This window comes from Parapedobacter lycopersici (genome assembly GCF_040395035.1).
GTDB classification, from domain to species: domain Bacteria; phylum Bacteroidota; class Bacteroidia; order Sphingobacteriales; family Sphingobacteriaceae; genus Parapedobacter; species Parapedobacter lycopersici_A.
Genome location: NZ_JBEBRB010000004.1, coordinates 1 through 20749 on the forward strand (window position 1 = coordinate 1; position 20749 = coordinate 20749).

The following is a 20749-nucleotide window of genomic DNA, read 5'->3' on the forward strand; positions in this document are numbered from 1 at the left end:
ACATTGCCGGATGTTTCCACAAACGTAATGGTTTCCGTATCATGCAGCTTCCCCTCAAACAGGCCGCTTTGATCGATAACCTGTACTGTAGCTTGGTTGCTTTCGAAGCTCTTAACCGCAAGCAAAATCGCAATTGCATAAACCGCAATCAGAAAAATCGGAACCAGGAAGGTGATCAGCAGAAATGATTTCTTTTTTACGCGACTCAGGTATTCACGCCGGATGATGAGTAGTATCTTGTTCATTGGTTGGTTTCAATTGCAGTGGACGGCTTCTTTTGGGTTACCTTGTCAACAAAAATGTCATGTATACTCGGTACAATTTCCTTCAGTTCGTGAAGTTGTACCAGTGGGATAAGGTAAGTGAGCACATCGTTAATAGTCCGTCCACCGGCGATATTAATGGTCAGCACCGTGCGGTCCTCCACCGTTTCCCGGCTGCTGACGGAAAACAGGTCGTCCACTCCCGTAACCGGTTTGTCGCGGGAAAAGTATTCCACGCGGTAAGTATTCGTCCGATAGGTATCTTTAATGGCCTTTACCTTTCCGTCCAGTATTTTCTTTGATTTGTTGATCAGGATGATGCTGTCGCATAGCTCTTCAACGGATTCCATCCGGTGAGTGGAAAAGATAATGGTTGCTCCATTACGGTTCAATGCGAGGATTTCCTCCTTGATGATGTTTGCATTGACGGGGTCGAATCCGGAAAACGGCTCGTCAAGAATAATTAAGTCCGGCTGGTGCACCACGGTAGCAACAAACTGCACTTTTTGCTGCATCCCCTTGCTGAGATCTTCTATCTTCTTATTCCACCAGCTTTGCATCTCCATCTTCTCAAACCAATGTTTGATCCGCTCGACGGCTTCCTGCCGCCGAAGGCCTTTTAGCTGGGCAAGATAACACATCTGTTCGCCGATTTCCATTTTCTTATACAGTCCGCGTTCCTCGGGCAGGTAGCCAATCCGGCCGATGTGTTTCGGTCCCAGCCGTTCGCCATCCATGTAAACTTCGCCGCTATCGGGAGCTGTAATCTGGTTAATAATACGGATCAACGAAGTCTTACCCGCACCGTTCGGACCCAGCAGTCCGAAAATACTGCCCTTTGCAATATCCGTAGAGATGTTATCCAGCGCCAGGTGATTGGCATATTGTTTTACGATGTTTCTGATTTCCAGCATGTGTGTTCCGTGGGCTTGCCTGTCATTGGATACAAAGATGTCGTTTTTGTTACGAATAAGCCTTTAATTCTTTAACATTTTTTAACAGCCGCGCGGTTAAACTTTTCCGGATAAACAAGCTCTTACAGGTAAGCGAATGTAACGAATGGCCAGACAGGCACTGTCCGTTTACATGCATCCCGGGAAATGCCATAGCGGCAGAAATATCCCGGCCGGAAAGACAAATTGTTTAATTGTTTATAGTTTTTGGTTTAAGTTTGATGATGAACGTCCGGTCTGCCTTTGGCGGCCGGGCGTTTTTAGTTATGTTTGCGGTGCATCAAACTCGACGCCATGCAACAGATCAGCGTTATCGGCTCGGGGACCATGGGTAACGGTATTGCTCACGTCTTCGCACAGTATGGATTCCAGGTTTCCCTGGTCGATACGGATGCAGGTGCGTTGGAGCGGGCGTTAGTCACCATTGCCGGCAACCTGGATAGGCAATCCGGCGCTGGAGTCATTACCGGAGCAGCTAAGCAGGCTATCCTCGATCGTATCTCACTCCATGCCAGCTTGGGGCCGGGTGTACGGGAAGCCGACCTGGTTGTGGAGGCCATCACGGAAAACGAGGAAGTTAAACTCCGGGCATTCCGGCAGCTTGATCAGCTGGCCCCGCAACACGCCATTCTGGCCACCAATACGTCATCCATTTCCATCACCCATATTGCGGCCGCCACGCAACGGCCGGATAAAGTAGTGGGCATGCATTTTATGAACCCCGTGCCTGTAATGAAGCTGGTTGAGGTGATCCGCGGAAAAGCCACAGCCGGATCTACCATGCAAACAGTAGTGGCACTGGCCAGGCAGCTGGATAAAGTTCCGGTAGAAGTAAACGATACCCCCGGTTTTGTGGCCAACCGCGTGCTGATGCCCATGATTAATGAGGCAATCTTTGCGTTACACGAAGGTGTTGCAACAGCGGAGTCGATTGATACCGTGATGAAACTGGGTATGGCCCATCCCATGGGGCCGCTGCAGCTGGCCGATTTTATCGGACTGGATGTATGCCTGTCCATTCTGAATGTGCTGCATGAGGGGTTTGGTACGCCGAAATATGCACCCTGTCCGCTGTTGGTTGATCTGGTTGCTGCGGGAAAACTGGGAAAAAAGACAGGCAGTGGGTTTTATAATTATTGAGCTATTGATTCATTTGTTGAATACCATTTAATCAGCTACGATGTCTTTACTTTTTCAACCGATAACGATCCGGTCGATTACCGCCAGAAACCGGCTGGCCGTTTCGCCAATGTGCCAGTATTCCAGTGTCGATGGTTTTGCCAATCACTGGCACCTGATCCATCTGGGCAGCCGGGCGGTGGGCGGCGCAGGAATTGTCTTCACCGAGGCCACGGCCGTTTCGCCCGAAGGACGGATTTCACCCGATGACCTGGGGATATGGAAAGACACGCATATTGCCGGGCTGGCACAGGTGGCCGAAGCGATCAAAAGCAATGGCGCTGTGGCGGGGATACAGCTGGCCCATGCTGGCCGCAAAGCAAGCCATAGCAGTCCGTGGAACGGTAACCGGCTCCTGACCACTGCCGAAGACGGATGGCAGACACTGGCGCCAAGCGCAGTCGCCTACAGGGAGGGGATGCCTCTGCCCGGGGCGATGGATATCTCCCAGATCCGGCAGTTGATTGCCGATTTCGGAAATGCCGCCCGGCGGGCCGTGGAAGCCGGTTTCCAGGTATTCGAAATCCATGCCGCACATGGTTATTTATTGAATGAATTTCTTTCGCCGCTGAGCAATTTCCGCGACGATGAATATGGGGGTTCTTTTGAAAACCGCATCCGCCTGCTGCTGCAGGCGGTGGGGGAGGTCCGGCGGGTTATCCCGGAGATATTACCCCTTTTTGTGCGGATATCCGCAACAGAATGGACAGCAGGTGGGTGGGATGAATCGGACTCCATAAAGCTTGCCGTCCGGCTAAAAGAACAGGGCGTTGACCTGATCGATTGCTCCTCGGGTGGGAATTCGCCCAATCAGCAGATTGTAACGGCCCCGCTGTACCAAGTGCCGTATGCCGCCAGTATCAGGCAGGCGGCCGGTATCTTAACCGGGGCTGTGGGATTGATCACACGCGCAGACGAAGCAGAGGATATCCTCCGTGGGGAGCAGGCAGACCTGGTTTTCATGGGACGTCAGTTGCTACGGGATCCATATTTTCCGCTGCACGCGGCAAAACAACTGGGAGCCAATATACCGTGGCCGGTACAATATGAACGAGCCAGGCCATAAGCAGTAATACAAATGGGAAAAAGTAAATACAATAAATTCGAAGAATTAATTCTTCATGAAGATGACAATCTGATTGTGATCAATAAACCGCCGTTCCTGGCCTCGCTGGATGAACGCGAGGGGGAGGGACTGAGCGTGCATCGCCAGGCTAAGCAGTACTACGCTGAAGCCCAGGTTTGTCACCGGCTCGATAAGGAAACGTCAGGTTTACTGCTTATCGCAAAAAATCCGGAAACCTACCGTGCGGTATCCATCGAATTTGAGCGCCGGCGGGTCGCCAAAACCTATCATGCCGTCATCGAGGGCACGCATATATTTGAAGACCTGCTGGTCGACCTGCCCATCCTGAATATGGGGAATAAAAACGTGACAATCGACCGTGCAAACGGTAAACGGGCAGAAACTTATTTTAAATCGCTTCGCTACTTTAAGCATTATACATTGGTAGAGTGCCGGCCCATTACCGGTCGCATGCACCAGATACGGATCCACCTGGCTACCCAGCGGGCCTCCATTGCCGGCGATGAGCTGTACAAGGGCAAGCCTGTCTTTCTTTCGCAGATTAAAAAGCGTGGATTTACCATGGGTAAGGGGCGTGAAGAAGAACCGATTATGAAGCGGTTTGCGCTTCATGCACGCGAGCTACGGTTTGCGCTTGGGGAAAAGCAGTATCACTTTGAAGCGCCGTACCCGAAAGATTTTGCTGCCCTGCTCAAGCAGCTCGAAAAATACGACGATTAACTGTCGGTGCGCCGAACCAACCGGTGCACCGCTTTTTAGAAAAGCTTGCCGTGCGGACCGCGTACCTGAAGTCCGAGCAACTGATTCAGTTTATCGATAAAATAGCGGGCCAGCAGGGGAGACTCCACCTCCAGGTTTTGATGGACAAAGAAATAAAGGGATTTCAATCCTCCGTCATGCCACTCCTTGATGCGGACAAGCCAGTCGTCCAGTCGCCGGTAATCGCTGGGGTGATTGGCGCCGACATACCGGACAAAAGCGGCGGGGGCGGTGAGCTGCATGTGCAGCATATCGCGCCGCCCGGCGGTATCTACGATAACGGCCGTACGGTGCTCTTCACGAAGCAGGTCATATAGTGCCTGACTTACCCCGGCATCGTTAAACCACTCCGCATTCCGTACCTCCACAGCCAGTGGAATGGCCTTCGGGTATTGTTTTATAAACGTTGCCAAGCGGTCAAAGTCCTTGGGTTTGTAATTATCATGCAGCTGAAGAAAACTCATGCCCAGTTTCTCTTCAAATAGACTGATGGCATCACAGAAAGCCGTTACTTTTTCCCCTACATTGAGGAGACGGCTATAATGGCTGATGGATTGCGGTATTTTTGGAAAAAACTTAAAATCCCCGGGCGTCTTGTTTTTCCACACTTCCACTTGGTGTTTGTCGGGCGAATTATAAAACGTAGCGTTTAACTCGATGCAGTTGAACTGGGTGGCATAATAAACCAGTTCGTCTTTCGTTCCCCGTGGATAAAAGCCTTTGAGATCCTGTTTATTCCACTTGGCACAGCCGACGTACACTTCGAAATCGGTCCCCTCTTTTTTGAGGACTTTCCAACTATCGGGGTGAGTCGGGGGCAGGGAGAAATCAACCGCTTCGGGGTCAGCTACGCTTCCAAATTTCATAACGCTGTTTTATTACAAAAGCGATTAACTGTTAGCAACACGCGTCAGTTGCCTGATTGCTAACAGTTAACCGTTAAGACTTAGTGCTTAAAATGCCGTACACCTGTAACAACCATGGCTACTCCTTTACGGTTGGCCATGTCCACGGACTCCTTGTCGCGGATGGACCCGCCTGGTTGCAGGACTGCCGTAATGCCCGCCTCGGCCGCAATTTCCACACAGTCGGAAAACGGAAAGAACGCATCGGAGGCCATCACGGCGCCGTTCAGGTCAAAACCAAACGACTGGGCCTTCAGGATAGCCTGCCGCAGGGCGTCCACACGTGAAGTCTGGCCGACACCGCTTGCCGAAAGCTGTCCGTCTTTAGCCAGTACGATGGTATTGGACTTGGTATGTTTTACAATTTTGTTGGCAAAATAAAGATCGCTGAGTTCATGATCCGTCGGCTGCTTATCCGTTACGGTGTTCATCTGGGTTGGCCCCTCAATCACGAGGTCCTTATCCTGCTCAATGACGCCATTCAGCAGCGTCTTAAACAACTTGGTTGGCAGTGTTACCGCTTTCCGTTTTAGCAGGATCCGGTTTTTCTTGCTGGTAAGCGTATTAAGCGCCCCGTCGCTGTAGTCCGGAGCAATAAGCACCTCAAAAAACAGCTTGTTGATTTCTTCCGCGGTAGCATCGTCCACCTGCCGGTTGCAGATGATTACCCCGCCGAAAGCCGATACCGGATCACAGGCCAGCGCGTCGTTCCACGCCGTAAGCAGATCCCCGCGTGAGGCCACCCCGCATGCGTTCGTATGTTTCAGTACGGCAACTGTGGGTTCGTCAAACTCGTCGATCAGCGCCACCGCCGCATCAATATCAACCAGGTTATTATAGGATAACTCTTTTCCGTTCAGCTTCTCAAACATGGTGTCCAGTGCACCATAAAAAACACCCCGCTGATGCGGGTTTTCACCGTATCGGAGTACCTGTGCCTGCTGTTCGCTTTGCTTGAATACCGGCAGTGGCTCCGTCGCGTTGAAGTAATTGAAAATGGCCGTATCGTAATGCGACGACACGTTGAACGCCCGTTTAGCAAAGGTTTTCCGATGCTCCAGCAGTGTATGCCCTCCGTTTTCCGTTAAAATATCCTGAAGCAGCTGATAATCATTCCGCGAGGAAACGATCACCACATCGTTGTAATTCTTGGCCGCTGCGCGGATAAGCGAGATGCCGCCGATGTCTATTTTTTCGATGATCTCCTGTTCAGCGGCTCCAGAAGCCACAGTTTCTTCGAAAGGGTAGAGGTCGACGATCACCAGGTCGATTTCTGGGATTTCGTATTCCTGCAGCTGCCGTCCGTCGGCTTCCAGGGGCCGGCGTGACAGGATCCCGCCAAAGACCTTGGGGTGCAGGGTTTTTACCCGGCCGCCCAATATGGACGGGTAACCCGTGAGATCTTCCACCGGGACAACCTCATGGCCGAGTTCGCGGATGAAGGTTTCCGTGCCTCCGGTGGAATAGAACGTAACACCTTGTTTATTTAACAGTTCGATTAATGGGGCGAGTCCGTCTTTATAGTAAACGGATATCAATGCGTTTTTGATTTTTACGGGGTGGCTCATTTGCTATTTAGCGCTTTTGTTTATGAGCAGCAAAGATAAGAAAAATCCCCGTGCATTCTCCCGGCACGGGGATCTGATGACAAATCAATGCTCCCGGCCGTTAATCAACCGCTTAAGCCGAGCAGTTGCTTTGCTTCGGCGTAACTCACCCGGTTCCAGTCGATATCCGAAGCCGGGCGCATGCCGGTTAGCGTAACGCCCGCAGGTATCAGTACATAGCGGAACTCATTCCCCCGGACACCTGAATAATCATACTCGGTGAGTGCCGAACCGTCGGTGCTCCTTATCCGATATTGATGGCATTGAGGGTGGAAACCGCAAAAGAGCCGCCCGACCAGGTGTACTCGACATTTGAATAGGAATAAGGCTGTTGAATTGATTTCGTAGTCAATCCAACTGGAAGAGACCACGTTGGCCGTACCGCGCTCACTTACATTTGTAAAAAAGGGCCAAAATGAAAAAACAAGGGAATTACAATCCATAATAACCCGGGCAAATAACATGTCTTGGGAGACGGCACCCGTCCGTCGCTTACATTTTCTTCAGCAGGTTTTCCACAACTTTGGGATAATGCTGGTGTTCCAGCTGCTGCCCTTTAAATTTGATGACCTCCAGGCTGTCCTCCGGTTCGATCCTGAACCGGGCCTGGTAAATCACTTCGCCTTCATCGAAGTTTTCGTTGACAAAATGGATGCTGATGCCCGATTCCGCTTCGCCGGCATCCAGCACCGCCTGGTGCACGCGGTCGCCGTACATTCCCTTTCCTCCGTAGGCCGGAAGCAGGGCAGGGTGGATGTTGATGATTTTATTCGGGTATTTTTGCAGGAGGTTCTGGGGCACAAGCCACAGAAAGCCTGCTAACACGATGAGATCGATATTCAGCTTACCCAGCAACTGGACAATTTCATCTGTGTGGAAGAACTCATGCCGATCAAAAATGTGGGTAGGTACTTCAAAATTATCAGCCCGTTGCAACACATACGCTTCCGGGTTGTTGCTCAGAACCAGGGCTATTTCGGCCTGGTCGTGATACCTGAAATATTCCATCAGTTTTTGGGCGTTCGATCCGGAGCCGGAAGCAAAAATAGCGATTCGTTTCTTCACGTGATATAAATTAGTAGTTGGTACGGGGTTGCCACCCAAATTTACATTATTTTTTTTGATGCATTAAATGCTGGGCAAAAATAGCATATTTGCAGGCAATATCATTATCTTAGCACCGATTAACGCCTGAACCTGCTGTAATATAACAATAATTCCCGACGCGTGTCACCCTGTTTTTGTATTAAAATCATGACATTACATGGCGTGTTTTGTTGATATTATTTCTTTATATCTCGTGTTTTTTTGAAAAAATCGTTAAAAAAATAATATTTTGTTGCAAATGTCAATATTTTATTTGTTACTTTTGCATCATTATAGCTATATTAACATTTAACGTTTTTATCTATGTGTGGAATTATTGGTGCTTTTGACCTGAAAGGTAAGTCAGAAGAATTGCGCCCCCAAGTGCTTAAGATGTCGAAAAAGATTCGTCATCGCGGGCCGGACTGGTCGGGGATATATAGCTCGGAAAAAGCTATTCTAGCGCATGAACGTTTAGCGATTGTTGATCCGAAATCCGGCCGTCAGCCGTTGTTTAGTGCCAACGGTAATACGGTATTGGCGGTTAATGGGGAAATATATAATCACCAACAGTTGCGGAATCAGCTGACAGACTATGCATTTTCCACACAGTGTGACAGCGAGGTAATATTGGCACTGTACGAAAAGAAAGGCCCCCAATTTATTGAAGAGCTTAACGGCATATTTGGGTTTGCCCTCTATGATATTGAACAGGATACGTTTTTAATAGCACGCGACCATATTGGCATTATTCCGCTGTATATGGGATGGGACGATGCCGGCACGTTTTACGTTGCGTCTGAACTTAAGTCACTCGAAGGCTATTGCAAACGCATTGAAACGTTTCCTCCGGGACATTATATTTACAGTAAAGAAGGACTGACACCGCAACGGTGGTACAGCCGCGACTGGGAAAGCTATGCGAATGTCGAAAACAACGTTTCGGACATTGACGTACTTCGCAAAGGACTGGAAGACGCGGTACACCGGCAGATGATGTCTGACGTACCTTATGGCGTACTGCTTTCCGGCGGACTGGACTCGTCGGTCATTGCGGCGGTGACGAAGAAATTTGCAGCCAAACGGATTGAATCTGACGACCAGGAAACCGCCTGGTATCCGCAACTGCATTCATTTGCCGTGGGATTGAAAGGTTCACCGGATTTGATCGCCGCCAAGCGCGCTGCCGATCATATCGGTACCATACACCACGAAATCAATTTCACCATCCAGGAAGGGCTGGATGCGGTGCGGGACGTAATTTACCATTTGGAAACCTATGACGTAACCACGATCCGCGCTTCAACTCCGATGTACCTGCTTGCGCGTGTGATTAAATCCATGGGGATTAAAATGGTGCTTTCGGGAGAAGGCTCGGATGAGCTGTTTGGCGGGTACCTGTATTTCCATAAGGCACCCAATGCGAAGGAATTCCACGAAGAAACCGTACGCAAACTGGGTAAACTGTACTTGTACGACTGCCTCCGCGCCAATAAATCATTGGCCGCCTGGGGTGTGGAAGGACGTGTCCCGTTCCTGGATAAGGAATTTATCGATATTGCCATGCGGCTGAACCCTGAAGATAAAATGATCAGGGACGGCAGGATGGAAAAATGGATTGTACGGAAGGCCTTTGAGAACTATCTTCCCGAAAGTATTGCCTGGAGGCAGAAAGAACAGTTTTCAGACGGTGTAGGTTACAACTGGATCGATACACTCAAGGAACAGGCAGCGCAGAAGGTAAGTGACGGAGAGCTGGCCAAAGCCGCCGAGCGTTTCCCGATCAACCCGCCACAGAACAAGGAGGAATACCTGTACCGCTCGATTTTTGCGGAGCACTTTCCCTCGGATGCAGCGGCACTGACGGTACCTTCCGTTAAATCGGTCGCATGCAGCACCCCCGAGGCGCTGGCCTGGGATGCTTCATTCCAGAACCTCAACGATCCGTCCGGACGGGCCGTAGCTGCGGTGCATAACGAAAGTTACGAGAAATCCAAAGCAGTAGCGCTGTAAGCCGTTTACTGACGAATCAGAAACATAGAAAAGGCCGGGTGCATCATACACCCGGCCTTTTTTGTGAAATGTCTTTTGCGGTGACTAACCGGCTGTCCGTTATCCGTCGCCGGCCAACGTACGGATCGCCGCCGCTAAAGCGGCCTGATCCAGATGTTCCGGAAGCTGACGGGGTTGCCATGGTCCTGCAGGGCAATCGGGCCCGGGCCATGCGCTTTGTATTTGGGTATCCCGATATATTCCGTTGTTCCGTCGAGTTCGACGTTATTTTGCACCAATACCCCGTTATGGATCACGGTAACCCGGGCTTTACTCACCAAGATACCGTCTGCATTGAATCGCGGCGCTGTCCAGATAATGTCATATGTCTGCCATTCACCCGGCGGCTTTGTGGCATTTACCAACGGAATCCGCTGTTTATAGATGCTGGCCGCCTGTCCGTTGGAGTAGGTGCGGTTATCGTAACTGTCGAGCACCTGTACCTCATACCGCCCCTGCATAAATACGCCGCTGTTGCCGCGCCCCTGGCTTTCCCCGACAATTTCCGTAGGCGACCTCCATTCCAGATGCAGCTGATAGTCGGTAAATTCCTGCTTGGTCTGGATGCCGCCTTTGCCTTTTACTACCGTAAATGCACCGGCTGACACCGTCCATCCGGCCGGCGACGAACTGTCATTGCTGCTGACCCATTGGTCTAATGAGGTGCCGTCGAACAGGACAATGGCGTCCGATGGTGCCCGGTCGGCATATGTGGTCACCATGCGTGGTTCAGGTTCCCAGATCTCCGTTTCTTCAGGTTTCATTTTCGTTTGCTGTGCAAAAGCGGAAAGTGTCAGCGAAGCTGCAATCCCGGTTGTTATGACTGATTTGATATGCATAGTATAATGTGTAATTTGTTGTCTTTTCTGTGGTTTCGGCCGGCTGATGCCTTCCTGTCCTTTCCGTTACCCGAAAGCATTAAATCCGGTAATATCCATGCCGGTGATTAATAAATGGATGTCGTGCGTACCCTCGTATGTGACGACCGATTCCAGGTTCATCATGTGCCGCATGATCGGATAATCACCCGTGATACCCATTGCGCCGAGTACCTGGCGCGCTTCCCGTGCCACCTGAAGTGCCGTTGCCACACTATTGCGTTTGGCCATCGAAATCTGTGCCGGTGTGGCCCGGTCTTGGTTTTTGAGTAAGGCCAGCCGCCATACGAGCAGTTGGCCCTTCGTGATCTCGGTCAGCATTTCCGCTAATTTCTTCTGCTGCAGCTGGAAGCTTCCGATGGGCCTGCCGAATTGCTGCCGTTCTTTGGCATAACGGACAGCCGTGTCATAACAGTCCATCGCCGCGCCGAGGGCACCCCAGGCGATGCCATACCGTGCCTGGTTCAGGCAGCTTAGCGGGCCGCGCATCCCGGTAATACCCGGTAAGATGTTGGTCTTGGGGATGCGCACCTGATCGAACACGAGTTCGCCGGTAGCTGATGCCCGGAGGCTCCATTTGTTATGTGTTTCGGGTGTGCTGAATCCTTCCATACCGCGTTCAACGATGAGCCCCTGAACCTGACCATCCGGGTTTTTAGCCCATACGATGGCAATATCGGCAAATGGTGCATTCGATATCCACATTTTGGATCCGTTTAGGATCACGTGGTCGCCTGCGTCATCAAAATGAGTCAGCATCCCGGCCGGATCGGATCCGTGATTGGGCTCGGTAAGTCCGAAGCAGCCCATAAGCGCGCCGCTCGCCAGTCTGGGCAGGTAGATGGCCTTCTGCTCCTCGCTGCCGTAGGTGTAAATGGGATACATCACCAACGACCCCTGTACGGAAGCGGTGGAACGGATGCCGGAATCGCCACGTTCGAGTTCCTGCATCATCAGGCCATAGGCAAGGTAATCAAGCCCCCCGCCGCCGTGTTCCTGCGGAATGGTCGGGCCGAACAGCCCGAGTTCCGCCATTCCCGGAAGCAGCTGGCTGGGAAATTCGGCACGCTGGGCGTAATCTTCGATGATAGGTAGGAGTGCCCTGTTTACCCACTGCCTTACGCTGTCGCGGATAAGCCGGTATTCCTCGCCAATGAGTTCGTCCAGCAGATAATAATCAGGTGGTTGGTATTGGCTCATGATTCATCAGGTTTACCATCTGTCTGACAAGTATACAGATAATTTTCCGTATCAGGTTCGGCACTGGTTTATTATTGCACCGGGCCTGCTTCGTTGCCCGTCCGGAATCCGGCCGCGGTACCTGCAGGACGAAAGCACGTTTTGTCGATAAAGACGTGGACTCACCGTGCACTCACCGTGGACAGATGGTGCACTCACTTCGAAGCAGGTGCAAACCAGTAACGGGCAAACCCCGGATGATGTAAAGCTGAGAATACCCACTTTTGGGTATTTTTCATTATCTTGCCTCGAGAATACCTAATATCAACTAAATCTACTGATCATGGACGAATTTTTACCAGCTGATTTCGATTGCAGCATGGCGGTGCGGCAGGAAATCATACGTAAACTTAAGGCGCTTGAAGCGGTGGCCGACGAGCTGCCGGTCTATATCATTCACGATGTGCGCCATTTCTCGGTGATGTATATGTGTCCACGCGGTTTGCAGCTGTTGGGGATTTCCCTGGAAGATGTCCGGCGGCTGGGCTCGGCGTATTACACCAGGTTCTTCAATCCTGATGATGTGGCATTTTACCTGCCCAAGTTCATGGAACTGCTGCAGAATCCCGACCCGCCAAAGTGGTTTTCTTTTTTTCAACAGGTTACCACGGGAAAAGGGAACGGGTTTGAATGGTATTTGAGCGCTTCCCGGCCATTTGTGTTCGATGAAGAAGGGAAACCGATTCTTTCACTCACTTTTGCGCTGCAGCTTGACCCGAACCACCATCTCGCCGAGAAGGCGGAGCGCCTGATGGAGGAAAACCTGCTGCTTAAAAATAACTATCAGCGTTTTGCTTCATTAACCAAACGCGAGAAAGAGCTGCTGCAATACATTGCCCTTGGGCAGAAGACAGCCGAGATCAGCGGCCGCATCCACATTTCAGAAAAAACCATGCACACGCACCGGCGGAATATCAAGCGTAAAATCGGTGCGAAAACACATTATGACATCATCAAATTCGCCCAGGCATTTAACATGGTGTAAAAAATCAGTAGGTTTGCTGTATGGAACAGCTTCAGCAACGAGTGACACTCCGCGATTTGCGGTTTTATGCTTTTCATGGTTATTATCCCGAGGAACAGGTGCTGGGTAATGAATTTATCGTCGAGGTGGAAGCGGTGTTTAACCGTTCCGCCGGTACCGCGGAAACACTGGACGCCACGGTGGATTACGAAGTGGTATACCGCATGGTGCAGGAAGAAATGACCCTTCCCCGGAAATTGCTCGAAACCGTGGCCGAGGCGATCCTGGACCAGGTCCGGGCACATTATGCCTTTGTTCACGAGGCGCGGGTAAAGCTCATTAAAAACCATCCGCCTTTTGGCGGCGACCGGGCCGGGGCCGCAGTGGAACTGATCTGGAAACGTTAAACACAGGTATTCCGATGGCATACCAGGAAATTTCAGCGACCGTCTTAAACGAAATCCGCGCGATCCTGCCCGAACGGCTCATCGTTACGCCTTCCGCCGACCTCGAACCGTATTGCCACGATCAGACCGAAGACCTGCGGTTTGCGCCGGAACTGGTGGTGCTTCCCGAAACGGTTGAACAGGTAGCTGCCCTGCTGAAGCTATGCCATGCCCAGTGCATTCCCGTTACGCCACGGGGCGCGGGTACAGGCCTGAGCGGGGGAAGCCTGGCTGTTCATGGAGGCCTGATGATTTCCATGGAAAGGATGAACCGGATTATCTCGATCGACACGGATAACCTGCAGGCCTATGTGGAGCCGGGTGTGATTACCGGAGTGCTGCAGCAGGCGGTTGCCGAAAAAGGATTATTATATCCGATCGATCCCGCCAGCAAAGGCTCGTGCCAGATCGGCGGAAACATTGCGCATGGCAGCGGGGGACCTCGGGTGGTAAAATACGGGACCATCCGCGAATATGTGCTCAACCTCCAGGTGGTGCTGCCATCCGGCGACGTGATATGGACAGGGGCCAATACGATTAAATATGCTTCCGGTTATAATCTTACCCAATTGTTTATCGGTTCGGAGGGTACCCTGGGCATTGTTACCGGGGCGGTACTGAAATTAGTGCCCCGACCAAAGCAAACGATGCTGATGCTGGCATCGTTTCCGACCAATGAAGCTGCGTGCAGGACGGTATCGGCGATTTTCCAGGCTGGCCAGACGCCTTCGGCACTCGAATTCATGGAACGCCGGGCAGTGGAGTGGGTCAGCCAATACGAAGGGATAACTGTAGACATGCCGCCCGATGCGCAGGCAATACTGTTGATTGAAGTGGACGGGGACCGGATGGATGAACTGTTTTTGCAGTGCGAGCAGATCAATGCGGTGCTGGATGCGCACGGATGCCTGGATACGCTGCTGGCTGATACGGCATCACACCAGGAAACACTCTGGAATATGCGGCGCCGTATCGGTCCGTCGGTTAAATCAAACAGCGTGTATAAAGAAGAGGATACCGTGGTGCCCCGTGCCAGGCTTCCCGAACTGATTGCCGGAATCAAGGCCATTGGTGCGACTTATGGATTTGAGTCGGTCTGCTATGGCCATGCCGGCGACGGCAATCTGCATGTGAACATTATTAAAGGTGCAATGAATGATCACGACTGGCACCACCGGCTGAAGGACGGTATCCGGGAAATTTTCACATTGGCTGTTTCGCTGGGCGGCACCCTCTCCGGCGAACACGGCATCGGCTGGGTGCAGCGCGAATATATGCCCATTAAATATAACGAACTCCAGTTGTCGCTGATGCGTGGTATCAAACAGGTTTTTGATCCTCACGGCATCATGAATCCGGGAAAAATACATCAATAAATGACTTTATGTCACCTTTAAACCCAAAATAATGACATAATGTCTTTGTTTTCCGCATTATTATCGAGTGGAATACCATTTGAAGACGGGATGTTAGCGTTATTTATTTAAAAGGAGATATAAAAATGGCATTAGTAAAATTTTCAAACGGTAATTCAAACAGGGCAGTAGATTCCTGGACAAACAATCTTTTTGATTCGTTATTTAACGATTCCTTTATTTCAGACCGGCTTGTTTCCCGCGTACCGGCAGTGAACATTGCCGAAACGGCCGACGCCTATGCAATCGAGCTGGCTGCGCCGGGTCTGGAGAAGGGCGACTTTAAGATCAATGTGGATAAGGACGTGCTGACTATTTCAGCGGAAAAGAAGAGTGAGCAAGCGGCTGACGACCGGAAGTACAGTAAACGGGAGTATAGCTACAGTTCCTTTACCCGGTCTTTTACGCTGCCCGACAGCATTGACCACAGTAAGATCGATGCCGCCTACCAGGACGGTGTATTGAAAGTACTGGTCGGGAAACGGGAAGAAGCAAAGGTGGCTTCGCGACTGATTGACGTAAAATAAGGGAATAACCTTGTTCGTTGGCAAGTCCCGCTGGAAAAACAATCCAGCGGGATTTTTCATTGTACCGTCTATGCTTCTTCGTAATCTTCGCTTTTTGGCAGCCGGTTGGCCAGGTCCCGCCACGCATCCGGCAGCGGGGTAAGTTTGCGCCGGACAATGTCCATCCATGCCCCGTCAACGGTAACCACCGCACTTTTGACCCCATCGGCGCGGTAAACTTCGTGCCGGAACGTGAACCTGGAATTGGCAGGATTGTATTTAACCAGCAGTACCACAACCTTAACGTATTCATTCAGTTTGATTTCCTTCAGGTAAACCAGTTCCTCCCGGAATAAAACGGGACCGATCCCGGCCTCGGCAATTTTGTCAAGTGGTATTCCGAGCAGCTGGAGCATGTTGCTCCGGGCCTGTGCACACAGGTCGGCATAAGCGGAATGCCGTAAATGCCTGTTCGCATCAATCTGTGCCCAGATTACCTGTCCTTCGTAAAAGATATGATCCATAACCCAAACTTAAGAAGAAAACCGGATACCGCAAGTAACCGACGGGAGCTAATACAATCGTAAAGAGAGCAGGCGTTCGCGGGAGCGTATCATGCGCGCCGTCTATTTAACCCCCTTTACGTTCATTTTGAGCGTAAATACTTTGTCACGTGCCGTAATAAAGAGAAAATCACGTTCCGGGCCGCCGAAACACACGTTGGCGGTCCAGCCCGACGGTACCGGGATGTGGTCAATTTGGTTGCCATCGGAGTCGTACACGGTTACACCTTTTCCGGTCAGGTAGATGTTTCCCTGTTCATCAATGGTCATTCCGTCGGAGCCCTGGGGTGCAAAAAGCCGTTTGTCGGAAAGGGAGCCGTCGCGGCGGATGCGGTAGCGGTAAATTTTACTGTCACCGATATCGGCGACATACAGGAATTTGCCATCGGGTGTCCCGATTATGCCATTCGGCTGCTTAAATGCGTCGTCGAGACGTTTCACCTGTCCTTTGTGGTAAACATACAATGCCTGCGCCTGCATATCGGGCGCGGTGCGTTCCCAGTAGTCGCGCTGATAATAAGGGTCGGTGAAATAAATCAGTCCGGCAGGGGAGACCCATACATCGTTGGGGCCGTTGAATACCGAATCACGGTACCCCGTAGCTAATTTCTCCAGGCTCTCGTCCATACCGATGCGCCACAGCTCGTTGTGCTCATCGGCACAGGCAATCAGAAAACCTTCCCGGTCGACATACAACCCATTGGAGCGCCCTGCGTTTTCCATAAATACCGAAAGGTTGCTATCAATCCCGTATTTCCAGATACGGTTATTCGGCTGGTCGGTAAAAAACACGTTGCCGGCCCTGTCTGCTGCCGGGCCTTCGGTAAAGCTGAACTGGTCGCCAACCAGCCGAAGTGTATCGGAGGTAACCTGGGCTAGGCCCGATTGGGTAACGGCCAGTGCCGCAAGCAGCAAAAAGTAATGTCGTAGTGCCATAATTCCGGTTTGTCTATTCATCCAAAGCTAAAAAATTATCCGGCTCCTGCCAAATACCTATTCGACGATCTTGAACGCGGTCCTGCGGTTGAGCTGCCGGCCCTCGGCCGTTTCATTGGTGGCCACGGGCTGTGAGAGACCGTAACCCCTGTAACTTAACCTTGCCGGTGCGATACCCGCATTAATCAGGTAATGATGTACCGCTTTAGCCCGGTTTTCAGACAACCGCTGGTTGTAAGCCGCATCACCCGTATTGTCTGTATGCCCGCCGATCTCGATCCGGACGGACGGGTTCAGTACCAGGAAGTCGACCAGGTTTTTGATGTCACTTTCTGACTGGGGCAGCAGGCGATAGTCGTCGTAATCGAAAAAGATGTTATTCAATGTTTCCGTTTTACCCGTTTTGATCCGCGACAGCGCAATGCGGACTTCATATGCATCGTTCAGTTTCGCCGGGTCGTTGAGTGGGTAATGTTCGGAAAAAAAGAGGTATCCCGGCTGCCTGACATGAAGTGCGTATGTTTCTCCGAAGGGGAGGGGCGCAAGGAAAGTGCCGTCTTCGTAATCCGCCTGCTCCCGATACAGCACCTGGTTTGTCTGGATATCGGTTATCGTTACCAATGCCTGCAAGGGGGTATCCGTCTCCGTATCCACTACCGTTCCCTTCAGATAGGCTACCGGGTGTGGTCGCAGGATTTCCGGAAGCGAAACAAAATAGATGTCCAGTCCGCCGAGGGCATCCGGTCTGCGGGAGGCAAAAGCGGCCTGCTTGCCATTCATGCTGACGGAAAATGCGCTTTGCTCCCGATGGTCATTGATTGGGGAGCCAAGATTGACGGGAGGTCCCCAGTTTCCGGAAGTGTCCAGTGCGGTTTTAAAGATGTCCTTTTCACCGAACCCCGGCCAGCCGTCCGACGCGAAATAAAGCGTCCGGTTGTCGGCATGGATATAAGGCGAGCTCTCGTTACCGGGCGTGTTTACCTCCGGTCCCAGGTTCAGGGGCGTGCCCCATTGCCCGTTTTCCTGAAGGGAAGTCCGCCAGATGTCGTAGCCACCCTGCCCGCCGGCGCGGTTGCTGACGAAATACAGCGTACGGCCATCGGCACTGAGTGTCGGCTGCGCTTCCCACCCCCGTGTGTTGACCGGCGCTCCGAGGTTATGCGGTGTGCCCCACCCACTGCCCTCACGCCGGGATAGGTAGATGTCACAGCTGCCCAGTCCTCCGGGACGGTTACATCCCGTAAAAAACAAGTACTTGCCGTCCGGCGAGATGCAGTGTGCACCCTCATTGTAGGAAGTCGAATTGATCGCGCCCGTCAGCAGGGCCGCCGGCTGCCAGTTGCCGCTGCTGTCGCGTATGCTTTCGTAGAAATTCTCCCTGTTTGCTGTCTTTCGGGTAAAAATGATCGTTTGCAGGTCGGCCGTAAGCCTCGGAAAGTACTCATCATATTCACTGTTGATGGCAGCTCCAGGGTTTTGTAGCCGGACCGGCAGCGGTTGTCCGAGGGCCTGCAGGCTGAACGTGCAGTCGGCGATATATTTCCGGGCAGCCTGCACCGTTTCAGTCGCTGCGCCCGGTGTTGCAGCATACCGCTGCAGTGCCGTGCGCGCTTCGGCATACTGGCCGGTGAGCAGGAGGCTTTCGCCAAGGCCGAACCAGGTTAACGGAGTTAACTCAGGTGCCAGTTGCGTCACTTTTTCGTAATGCGGTATCGCCTGTTCGTAGGCCTTTTGCCGCCTATAGAGATCGCCAAGCTGCTGGTGTGCTGCGGCAAAACCAGTGTCAGCGTCCACCGCCGACCGGAGCGAAGCGGCCGCCTCATCATACTGGCCGTTCCGGAGCTGGGTAGCCGCTTTTTCAAATGCCCGCTGTGCCTGCCTGTTATCCGAATGCAGCTGTGCATATCCCGGCATGGATGCCAGCATTCCGCATAACCACAGGAACATGATCAGTAAGCAGCTGGATCTTAGCGGAAACATCATATCAGGTATTAGTCAACCGGCTCCGGGCCTCCGGGCCAACGATTAAACGTCCGCTGATGGCCGCCTGCCTGTCAAGCAGCTCGTCCCAGTCGTCGGTACCGCGCCACAGGGTCTGTTTAAGCGCGGTAAGTGCCGACTGGCTTTTGTCCATCAGCTGAGTAGCTAATTCCCCTATGGCAGCATCCAGTGCCGTAATATCAGGCTGTATGCCATGCAGCAGTCCATGTTGTGCTGCCCAGTGGGCGTCGAAAAACCGGGTGGGATTAAGCGATAGCACGGTCAGCGCTGAAATGCCGGCTTTCCGTTCAATGGCGGGGGCGATGACAAACGGGCCAATGCCGAGATCAATCTCGCTGAGTCTGATGGCGGCATTTTCCGTTGCGAGGCAGTAATCACACGCCGCAATAAGTCCCACGCCGCCGCCAACAGCCTTGCCCTGCACCCGACCAATAACGAGCTTTGGCGAGCTGCGTATGGCATTGATGACCCTGCCGAACCCGGAAAAAAAAACCTTCCCCGCCGTCTCATCAGGGATGGCCTGTAATTCGTCAAAACTCGCCCCGGCACAGAATGTCTTTTCACCGGCGCTCTGCAATAGGATAAGCCGGGTCTGTTTCCGGGTGCCGGCGTCATTGATCTGGTCAGCCAGGCCGCTGAGCAGGGCGGAGGGCAATGCATTGTGTGCGGGGTGGCTGAAGGTGATCACCGCCAGGCCGCTTGCATTAATTTCCGTTTTGACAAACCCCGGTTCCATAAAGGACTATGTTTTTGGATGCAGTATGATTAAATGTATTTATTCCCGAATTTATCTTTTACATCCGCGACAACCTGTTTGACCCCCTGTTCCTGGTCCTGCGGGCAGATCATTAATGTGTCGTCCGACTGAACGACAATGAAATTATGCAGCCCCTTGATAATAACCAGTTTGTCTTTTGGGGTGTGAATCATGCAATTGGAGGTATCGTATACGATGACATTTTCGGACGAGGAGGCAACATTACCGAGGTAGTCCTTTTCCGCCAGCTCATATACCGAAGTCCAGGTACCCAGGTCCGACCAGCCGAAGTCCGCCGGAAGCACATAAACGTTGTCGGCTTTTTCCATTACGGCAAAATCAATGGAAATATTGACACAGCGTACAAAAGCACCGGAGATGAACTTGGCTTCCCGGTCCGTGTTATATACGTCATCACCCTCCTTAAATACGTCATTCATTTCCGTCTGGTATTTGTCAAAGGCGGCGATGATGGATTTAGCCGACCAGATAAAAATACCGGCATTCCAGAGGAAATCACCGCTTTGGAGAAATGTTTTAGCCAGTTCCAGGTTGGGCTTTTCGGTAAAGGTTTTTACTTTTTTGAAACCCGGCACGGACGCGCTTTTGCCATACTGGATATAACCATATCCGGTGTCGGGCCTGGAAGGCTTGATGCCCAGGGTGATCAGCCAGTCGTTGCTGGCCGCGCAATTCAATCCCTTCACGATGTTGCGCACAAATTCGTCGGTTTCCAGAATCAGGTGGTCCGCGGGGGCCACCACGATGGTGGCGTCGGGGTTCAGCTGCTGGATCTTGTGGCTGGCATAGGCAATGGAAGGCGCGGTATTGCGCATAATGGGCTCCAATATCAGCTGGTTGGGAGTCAGTTTCGGAAGTTGCTGAAGCACCAGGTCGGCATATGACTCATTCGTGGCTATGAAGATGTTGCGTTCGGGAACAATCTTGCGGAAACGGTCGTAAGTGGCCTGCACCAGCGTTTTCCCGGTGCCCATCATATCGATAAACTGCTTTGGCAGGTTGGTACGGCTTATCGGCCAGAACCGGCTTCCGACCCCTCCCGCCATGATCACAGCATAGTGGTTTTTCATGGGAATAAATTAGTTATTGATATACGCTCTGTTTTCAGCAATCGGTGTTGGCCGGTTGCTAC

At 51.9% G+C, this 20749-nt stretch carries 20 protein-coding genes and 1 pseudogene; 8 read left to right on the plus strand and 13 right to left on the minus strand.

Annotated elements, in window-relative coordinates; translation table 11 throughout:
• Together ABWO75_RS02040 and ABWO75_RS02045 are read right to left on the minus strand one after the other, a co-directional pair.
• A pseudogene (locus tag ABWO75_RS02040) lies at positions 1-245 on the minus strand (ABC transporter permease); the annotation flags it as partial.
• A complete protein-coding gene (locus ABWO75_RS02045; protein WP_353182057.1) occupies positions 242-1177 on the minus strand; it encodes an ABC transporter ATP-binding protein in 936 nt (311 codons plus the stop codon). The gene ABWO75_RS02045 and the pseudogene ABWO75_RS02040, both read right to left, overlap by 4 nt.
• A 333-nt stretch (positions 1178-1510) precedes the next feature.
• Between ABWO75_RS02045 and ABWO75_RS02050 the strand changes: the two genes are divergently transcribed.
• Genes ABWO75_RS02050 through ABWO75_RS02060 form a run of 3 tightly spaced genes read left to right on the plus strand, consistent with a single transcriptional unit; the run spans position 1511 to position 4202 of the window.
• Positions 1511-2356 (plus strand): 3-hydroxybutyryl-CoA dehydrogenase, encoded by an 846-nt coding sequence (locus tag ABWO75_RS02050; RefSeq protein WP_353182059.1) that lies wholly within the window; start codon positions 1511-1513, stop codon positions 2354-2356.
• 40 nt (positions 2357-2396) lie between these two features.
• A complete protein-coding gene (locus ABWO75_RS02055; RefSeq protein ID WP_353182061.1) occupies positions 2397-3461 on the plus strand; it encodes an NADH:flavin oxidoreductase/NADH oxidase in 1065 nt (354 codons plus the stop codon).
• Between the two features lie 12 nt (positions 3462-3473).
• Complete coding sequence (locus ABWO75_RS02060; RefSeq protein WP_257656677.1) at positions 3474-4202, plus strand: RluA family pseudouridine synthase; 729 nt, start codon at positions 3474-3476, stop codon at positions 4200-4202.
• 35 nt (positions 4203-4237) lie between these two features.
• On the opposite strand, the gene ABWO75_RS02065 is transcribed toward ABWO75_RS02060, so the two are convergent.
• From ABWO75_RS02065 to purN, 4 genes are all read right to left on the minus strand, one after another.
• Entirely contained in the window at positions 4238-5107 is an 870-nt protein-coding gene (locus tag ABWO75_RS02065) for a DUF72 domain-containing protein (RefSeq protein ID WP_353182063.1), read from the minus strand.
• 80 nt (positions 5108-5187) lie between these two features.
• Positions 5188-6714, minus strand: a complete 1527-nt coding sequence (gene purH, locus ABWO75_RS02070) for a bifunctional phosphoribosylaminoimidazolecarboxamide formyltransferase/IMP cyclohydrolase (protein ID WP_353182065.1) — start codon at positions 6712-6714, stop codon at positions 5188-5190.
• A gap of 104 nt (positions 6715-6818) precedes the next feature.
• Positions 6819-7196 carry a hypothetical protein gene (locus tag ABWO75_RS02075; protein ID WP_353182067.1) on the minus strand — a complete coding sequence of 126 codons (378 nt, stop codon included), beginning with the start codon at positions 7194-7196 and terminating at the stop codon, positions 6819-6821.
• 49 nt (positions 7197-7245) lie between these two features.
• Positions 7246-7818, minus strand: coding sequence for a phosphoribosylglycinamide formyltransferase (gene purN, locus ABWO75_RS02080; protein WP_257656674.1), 573 nt, complete (start codon positions 7816-7818; stop codon positions 7246-7248).
• 345 nt (positions 7819-8163) lie between these two features.
• Between purN and asnB the strand changes: the two genes are divergently transcribed.
• A complete protein-coding gene (gene asnB, locus ABWO75_RS02085; protein WP_257656673.1) occupies positions 8164-9852 on the plus strand; it encodes an asparagine synthase B in 1689 nt (562 codons plus the stop codon).
• Between the two features lie 134 nt (positions 9853-9986).
• Here asnB and ABWO75_RS02090 read toward each other — a convergent pair whose 3' ends face one another.
• Both ABWO75_RS02090 and ABWO75_RS02095 read right to left on the minus strand, forming a co-directional pair.
• Positions 9987-10730, minus strand: coding sequence for a 3-keto-disaccharide hydrolase (locus ABWO75_RS02090; protein ID WP_353182070.1), 744 nt, complete (start codon positions 10728-10730; stop codon positions 9987-9989).
• Positions 10731-10796: 66 nt separating this feature from the next.
• Positions 10797-11969 (minus strand): acyl-CoA dehydrogenase family protein, encoded by a 1173-nt coding sequence (locus ABWO75_RS02095; protein WP_353182072.1) that lies wholly within the window; start codon positions 11967-11969, stop codon positions 10797-10799.
• A 322-nt stretch (positions 11970-12291) separates the two neighbouring features.
• On the opposite strand from ABWO75_RS02095, the gene ABWO75_RS02100 reads away from it, so the two are divergent.
• From ABWO75_RS02100 to ABWO75_RS02115, 4 genes are all read left to right on the plus strand, one after another.
• Complete coding sequence (locus tag ABWO75_RS02100; protein WP_353182075.1) at positions 12292-12993, plus strand: helix-turn-helix transcriptional regulator; 702 nt, start codon at positions 12292-12294, stop codon at positions 12991-12993.
• A 20-nt stretch (positions 12994-13013) separates the two neighbouring features.
• Positions 13014-13379 carry a dihydroneopterin aldolase gene (gene folB / locus ABWO75_RS02105; RefSeq protein WP_353182077.1) on the plus strand — a complete coding sequence of 122 codons (366 nt, stop codon included), beginning with the start codon at positions 13014-13016 and terminating at the stop codon, positions 13377-13379.
• Between the two features lie 14 nt (positions 13380-13393).
• Positions 13394-14794 carry an FAD-binding oxidoreductase gene (locus ABWO75_RS02110; RefSeq protein WP_353182079.1) on the plus strand — a complete coding sequence of 467 codons (1401 nt, stop codon included), beginning with the start codon at positions 13394-13396 and terminating at the stop codon, positions 14792-14794.
• A 125-nt stretch (positions 14795-14919) separates the two neighbouring features.
• Positions 14920-15360: an Hsp20/alpha crystallin family protein gene (locus ABWO75_RS02115; protein ID WP_353182081.1), complete on the plus strand. Its 441-nt coding sequence runs from the start codon at positions 14920-14922 to the stop codon at positions 15358-15360.
• A gap of 68 nt (positions 15361-15428) precedes the next feature.
• On the opposite strand, the gene ABWO75_RS02120 is transcribed toward ABWO75_RS02115, so the two are convergent.
• From ABWO75_RS02120 to ABWO75_RS02140, 5 genes are all read right to left on the minus strand, one after another.
• Positions 15429-15863, minus strand: coding sequence for an acyl-CoA thioesterase (locus ABWO75_RS02120; RefSeq protein ID WP_257656666.1), 435 nt, complete (start codon positions 15861-15863; stop codon positions 15429-15431).
• A 102-nt stretch (positions 15864-15965) separates the two neighbouring features.
• On the minus strand, positions 15966-16838 hold the full coding sequence (locus ABWO75_RS02125; protein ID WP_353182083.1) for an SMP-30/gluconolactonase/LRE family protein: 873 nt from the start codon (positions 16836-16838) through the stop codon (positions 15966-15968).
• A 57-nt stretch (positions 16839-16895) separates the two neighbouring features.
• Positions 16896-18821 carry an OmpA family protein gene (locus ABWO75_RS02130; RefSeq protein WP_353182085.1) on the minus strand — a complete coding sequence of 642 codons (1926 nt, stop codon included), beginning with the start codon at positions 18819-18821 and terminating at the stop codon, positions 16896-16898.
• A 1-nt stretch (position 18822) separates the two neighbouring features.
• Positions 18823-19575 (minus strand): enoyl-CoA hydratase/isomerase family protein, encoded by a 753-nt coding sequence (locus ABWO75_RS02135; protein ID WP_353182087.1) that lies wholly within the window; start codon positions 19573-19575, stop codon positions 18823-18825.
• 29 nt (positions 19576-19604) lie between these two features.
• The gene (locus ABWO75_RS02140) at positions 19605-20687 is read right to left on the minus strand and encodes a mannose-1-phosphate guanylyltransferase (protein WP_257656662.1); all 1083 of its coding nucleotides are present in this window, start codon (positions 20685-20687) and stop codon (positions 19605-19607) included.
• Between the last annotated feature and the right edge of the window lie 62 nt (positions 20688-20749).

What these genes read in the sequence shown, in the direction of transcription:
- ABWO75_RS02045 (WP_353182057.1), bottom strand. Translation starts at nt 1,177, where the DNA reads ATGCTGGAAATCAGAAACATCGTAAAACAATATGCCAATCACCTGGCG.
- ABWO75_RS02050 (WP_353182059.1), top strand. Translation starts at nt 1,511, where the DNA reads ATGCAACAGATCAGCGTTATCGGCTCGGGGACCATGGGTAACGGTATT.
- ABWO75_RS02055 (WP_353182061.1), top strand. Translation starts at nt 2,397, where the DNA reads ATGTCTTTACTTTTTCAACCGATAACGATCCGGTCGATTACCGCCAGA.
- ABWO75_RS02060 (WP_257656677.1), top strand. Translation starts at nt 3,474, where the DNA reads ATGGGAAAAAGTAAATACAATAAATTCGAAGAATTAATTCTTCATGAA.
- ABWO75_RS02065 (WP_353182063.1), bottom strand. Translation starts at nt 5,107, where the DNA reads ATGAAATTTGGAAGCGTAGCTGACCCCGAAGCGGTTGATTTCTCCCTG.
- purH (WP_353182065.1), bottom strand. Translation starts at nt 6,714, where the DNA reads ATGAGCCACCCCGTAAAAATCAAAAACGCATTGATATCCGTTTACTAT.
- ABWO75_RS02075 (WP_353182067.1), bottom strand. Translation starts at nt 7,196, where the DNA reads ATGGATTGTAATTCCCTTGTTTTTTCATTTTGGCCCTTTTTTACAAAT.
- asnB (WP_257656673.1), top strand. Translation starts at nt 8,164, where the DNA reads ATGTGTGGAATTATTGGTGCTTTTGACCTGAAAGGTAAGTCAGAAGAA.
- ABWO75_RS02090 (WP_353182070.1), bottom strand. Translation starts at nt 10,730, where the DNA reads ATGCATATCAAATCAGTCATAACAACCGGGATTGCAGCTTCGCTGACA.
- ABWO75_RS02095 (WP_353182072.1), bottom strand. Translation starts at nt 11,969, where the DNA reads ATGAGCCAATACCAACCACCTGATTATTATCTGCTGGACGAACTCATT.
- ABWO75_RS02100 (WP_353182075.1), top strand. Translation starts at nt 12,292, where the DNA reads ATGGACGAATTTTTACCAGCTGATTTCGATTGCAGCATGGCGGTGCGG.
- folB (WP_353182077.1), top strand. Translation starts at nt 13,014, where the DNA reads ATGGAACAGCTTCAGCAACGAGTGACACTCCGCGATTTGCGGTTTTAT.
- ABWO75_RS02110 (WP_353182079.1), top strand. Translation starts at nt 13,394, where the DNA reads ATGGCATACCAGGAAATTTCAGCGACCGTCTTAAACGAAATCCGCGCG.
- ABWO75_RS02115 (WP_353182081.1), top strand. Translation starts at nt 14,920, where the DNA reads ATGGCATTAGTAAAATTTTCAAACGGTAATTCAAACAGGGCAGTAGAT.
- ABWO75_RS02120 (WP_257656666.1), bottom strand. Translation starts at nt 15,863, where the DNA reads ATGGATCATATCTTTTACGAAGGACAGGTAATCTGGGCACAGATTGAT.
- ABWO75_RS02125 (WP_353182083.1), bottom strand. Translation starts at nt 16,838, where the DNA reads ATGGCACTACGACATTACTTTTTGCTGCTTGCGGCACTGGCCGTTACC.
- ABWO75_RS02130 (WP_353182085.1), bottom strand. Translation starts at nt 18,821, where the DNA reads ATGATGTTTCCGCTAAGATCCAGCTGCTTACTGATCATGTTCCTGTGG.
- ABWO75_RS02135 (WP_353182087.1), bottom strand. Translation starts at nt 19,575, where the DNA reads ATGGAACCGGGGTTTGTCAAAACGGAAATTAATGCAAGCGGCCTGGCG.
- ABWO75_RS02140 (WP_257656662.1), bottom strand. Translation starts at nt 20,687, where the DNA reads ATGAAAAACCACTATGCTGTGATCATGGCGGGAGGGGTCGGAAGCCGG.